We start from the raw sequence: 1375 nt of genomic DNA, 5'->3' as shown, positions 1-1375 counted from the left end.
CCGGGCCCGCGCCGGTACCGCCGCACAGGGTTTCGTAGTGCTGGTAGCGGTCGTTGCCGAAGGTCAGGTTGTTCATGGTGCCCTGGGCGGCGGCCTGGCGGCCCAGTGCCAGGTAGAGGGCGTTGGTCACCACCTGGCTGACCTCGACGTTGCCGGCGACCACTGCGGCGGGGAAGCGCGGATTGAGCAGGCTGCCCTCCGGGATGACCAGCTCCACGGGCTTGAGGCAGCCGTCGTTGAGCGGGATGTCGTCGGCGACCAGGGTGCGCAGGACGTAGAGCACGGCGGCCCGCGTCACCGCCACCGGGGCGTTGAAGTTGCTCGCCTGGGCGTCGTCGGTGCCGGTGAAGTCCACCCGCGCGGTACGAGCGGTGCGGTCGACGGTCACCGCCACGCGCACGGCAGTGCCGTTGTCCATGGGTAGCTCGTAGCGGCAGTCCTCGAGCACGTCGATCACCCGGCGCACCTGCTCCTCGGCGTTGTCCTGGACGTGGTGCATGTAGGCGTGCACGACCTCCAGGCCGAACTGCGCGATCATGCCCCGCAGCTCCCGGGCGCCCTTCTCGTTGGCGGCGATCTGCGCGCGCAGGTCGTTGAGGTTCTGCTCGACGTCGCGGACCGGATGGTCGCCGCCGGTGAGCAGCTCGCGCACGGCCGCCTCACGGAAGCTGCCGGCGTCGACGAGGTGGAAGTTGTCGATGAGCACCCCCTCCTCGTCGATGCGACGGCTGTCCGGCGGCATGGACCCGGGGGTGATGCCGCCGACGTCGGCGTGATGGGCACGGGAGGCGATGTAGAACAGCACCCGCGCGCCGGCGTCGTCGAATACCGGGGTGACCACGGTGATGTCGGGCAGGTGGGTGCCGCCGTGGTAGGGATCGTTCAGCATGAACACGTCGCCGGGGCGCATGCTCTCGCGGCGGCGATCGACGATGGCGCGCACGCTCTCGCCCATGGAGCCCAGGTGCACGGGCACGTGGGGGGCGTTGGCGACCAGGTTCGCCTCCGGGTCGAAGACCGCGCAGGAGAAGTCCAGCCGCTCCTTGATGTTGGCGGAGTAGGCGGTCTTGCGCAGGGTCACGCCCATCTGCTCGGCGACGGACATGAACAGGTTGTTGAAGACCTCGAGCATCACCGGGTCCACGTCGGTGCCCACGGCCACCCGCTGCGGCCGGGCCTCCACGCGTTCCATGACCACGTGGTTGCGCGGCGAGACGGTGATCGCCCAGCCCGGCTCGACCACGATGGTGGAGACCGGGTCGCGGATGACCGCGGGACCGGCGATGCGGTCCCCCGGCAGCAGGGCCTCGCGGTCGTGGACCGGGGTCTCGTGGTCCTCGCCGGCCATGTGGGTGGTCACCGTGGCCAGGGCCTC

The 1375-nt window shown here is 70.5% G+C and carries 1 protein-coding gene; it reads right to left on the bottom strand.

The features are described 5' to 3' along the window. Positions 1–1375, bottom strand: a 1375-nt coding sequence (locus G7A99_RS25645) for a hydantoinase B/oxoprolinase family protein (RefSeq protein WP_240466328.1), incomplete at both ends; no start/stop codon positions are given.

It is taken from the genome of Arhodomonas sp. KWT (assembly GCF_010993615.1).
The sequence above is the reverse complement of the archived record's forward strand: the minus strand, read 5'-3'. Positions and strand labels throughout refer to the sequence as shown.